Here is a 3,048-nt window from a genome sequence, read left to right on the forward strand (position 1 = left end):
TTGAATGTTATACATTCAAAACTAGATAGTAAGTATATATCACAAGCATTACCTTATGAACAATTATTTTGATTAAGTCTTCGATCTATTAGTATTCGTCAGCTCCACGTATCGCTACGCTTCCACCTCGAACCTATCTACCTCATCATCTCTGAGGGATCTTATAACCGAAGTTGGGAAATCTCATCTCGAGGGGGGCTTCATGCTTAGATGCTTTCAGCACTTATCCCGTCCATACATAGCTACCCAGCTATGCCGTTGGCACGACAACTGGTACACCAGAGGTATGTCCATCCCGGTCCTCTCGTACTAAGGACAGCTCCTCTCAAATTTCCTACGCCCACGACGGATAGGGACCGAACTGTCTCACGACGTTCTGAACCCAGCTCGCGTACCGCTTTAATGGGCGAACAGCCCAACCCTTGGGACCGACTACAGCCCCAGGATGCGATGAGCCGACATCGAGGTGCCAAACCTCCCCGTCGATGTGAACTCTTGGGGGAGATAAGCCTGTTATCCCCGGGGTAGCTTTTATCCGTTGAGCGATGGCCCTTCCATGCGGAACCACCGGATCACTAAGTCCGTCTTTCGACCCTGCTCGACTTGTAGGTCTCGCAGTCAAGCTCCCTTATGCCTTTACACTCTATGAATGATTTCCAACCATTCTGAGGGAACCTTTGAGCGCCTCCGTTACTCTTTAGGAGGCGACCGCCCCAGTCAAACTGCCCGCCTGACACTGTCTCCCAGCACGATAAGTGCTGCGGGTTAGAAATCCAATACAATTAGGGTAGTATCCCACCAATGCCTCCACGTAAGCTAGCGCTCACGCTTCTAAGGCTCCTACCTATCCTGTACAAACTGTACCGAATTTCAATATCAGGCTACAGTAAAGCTCCACGGGGTCTTTCCGTCCTGTCGCGGGTAACCGGCATCTTCACCGGTACTATGATTTCACCGAGTCTCTCGTTGAGACAGTGCCCAAATCGTTACGCCTTTCGTGCGGGTCGGAACTTACCCGACAAGGAATTTCGCTACCTTAGGACCGTTATAGTTACGGCCGCCGTTTACTGGGGCTTCGATTCGTAGCTTCGCATACGCTAACCACTCCTCTTAACCTTCCAGCACCGGGCAGGCGTCAGCCCCTATACGTCACCTTACGGTTTAGCAGAGACCTGTGTTTTTGATAAACAGTCGCTTGGGCCTATTCACTGCGGCTCTTCAGAGCGTGAACCCCAAAGAGCACCCCTTCTCCCGAAGTTACGGGGTCATTTTGCCGAGTTCCTTAACGAGAGTTCGCTCGCTCACCTTAGAATTCTCATCTTGACTACCTGTGTCGGTTTGCGGTACGGGCACCGTTATTCTAGCTAGAGGCTTTTCTCGGCAGTGTGAAATCAACGACTCGAGGAACAAGTTCCTCTCCCCATCACAGCTCAATCTTAAGAGTGCCGGATTTGCCTAACACTCAATCTCACTGCTTGGACGTGCACTCCAACAGCACGCTTCGCCTATCCTACTGCGTCCCCCCATCGCTTAAAACGAATAATGGTGGTACAGGAATATCAACCTGTTATCCATCGCCTACGCCTGTCGGCCTCAGCTTAGGACCCGACTAACCCAGAGCGGACGAGCCTTCCTCTGGAAACCTTAGTCAATCGGTGGACGGGATTCTCACCCGTCTTTCGCTACTCACACCGGCATTCTCACTTCTAAGCGCTCCACATGTCCTTGCGATCATGCTTCAACGCCCTTAGAACGCTCTCCTACCATTGTCCAAAGGACAATCCACAGCTTCGGTAATATGTTTAGCCCCGGTACATTTTCGGCGCAGTGTCACTCGACTAGTGAGCTATTACGCACTCTTTAAATGATGGCTGCTTCTAAGCCAACATCCTAGTTGTCTGGGCAACGCCACATCCTTTTCCACTTAACATATATTTTGGGACCTTAGCTGGTGGTCTGGGCTGTTTCCCTTTCGAATATGGACCTTATCACCCACATTCTGACTCCCAAGTTAAATTATTTGGCATTCGGAGTTTGTCTGAATTCGGTAACCCGAGAGGGGCCCCTCGTCCAAACAGTGCTCTACCTCCAATAATCATCACTTGAGGCTAGCCCTAAAGCTATTTCGGAGAGAACCAGCTATCTCCAAGTTCGATTGGAATTTCTCCGCTACCCTCAGTTCATCCGCTCACTTTTCAACGTAAGTCGGTTCGGTCCTCCATTCAGTGTTACCTGAACTTCAACCTGACCAAGGGTAGATCACCTGGTTTCGGGTCTACGACCAAATACTCATTCGCCCTATTCAGACTCGCTTTCGCTACGGCTCCACATTTTCTGCTTAACCTTGCATCAGATCGTAACTCGCCGGTTCATTCTACAAAAGGCACGCCATCACCCATTAACGGGCTCTGACTACTTGTAAGCACACGGTTTCAAGTTCTCTTTCACTCCCCTTCCGGGGTACTTTTCACCTTTCCCTCACGGTACTGGTTCACTATCGGTCACTAGAGAGTATTTAGCCTTAGGAGATGGTCCTCCCAGATTCCGACGGAATTTCACGTGCTCCGTCGTACTCAGGATCCACTCAAGAGAGAATTCGTTTTCGACTACAGGATTATTACCTTCTCTGATTAACCTTTCCAGGTTATTCGTCTAACAAATTCTTTTGTAACTCCGTATAGAGTGTCCTACAACCCCAATAAGCAAGCTTATTGGTTTGGGCTCTTCCCGTTTCGCTCGCCGCTACTCAGGGAATCGATTTTTCTTTCTCTTCCTCCGGGTACTAAGATGTTTCAGTTCTCCGGGTCTGCCTTCTTACATGCTATGAATTCACATGCAGATAACACGACATAACTCGTGCTGGGTTTCCCCATTCGGAAATCTCTGGATCAACGCTTACTTACAGCTCCCCAAAGCATATCGTCGTTAGTAACGTCCTTCATCGGCTTCTAGTGCCAAGGCATCCACCGTGCGCCCTTAATAACTTAATCTATATGATATTTTGGCAATCGTTTGCATTCGGCTTCATCACTTCGTATTCACTCAGTT

At 49.3% G+C, this 3,048-nt stretch carries 1 rRNA gene; it reads right to left on the reverse strand.

What is annotated here, in order from left to right:
- Positions 1–68: 68 nt before the first annotated feature.
- Positions 69–2,990, reverse strand: a 23S ribosomal RNA gene (locus CCE82_RS12300).
- Positions 2,991–3,048 lie beyond the last annotated feature (58 nt).

Origin of the sequence: Staphylococcus cornubiensis (assembly GCF_900183575.1) — a bacterium.
In the GTDB taxonomy this organism is placed as follows: Bacteria; Bacillota; Bacilli; order Staphylococcales; family Staphylococcaceae; genus Staphylococcus; species Staphylococcus cornubiensis.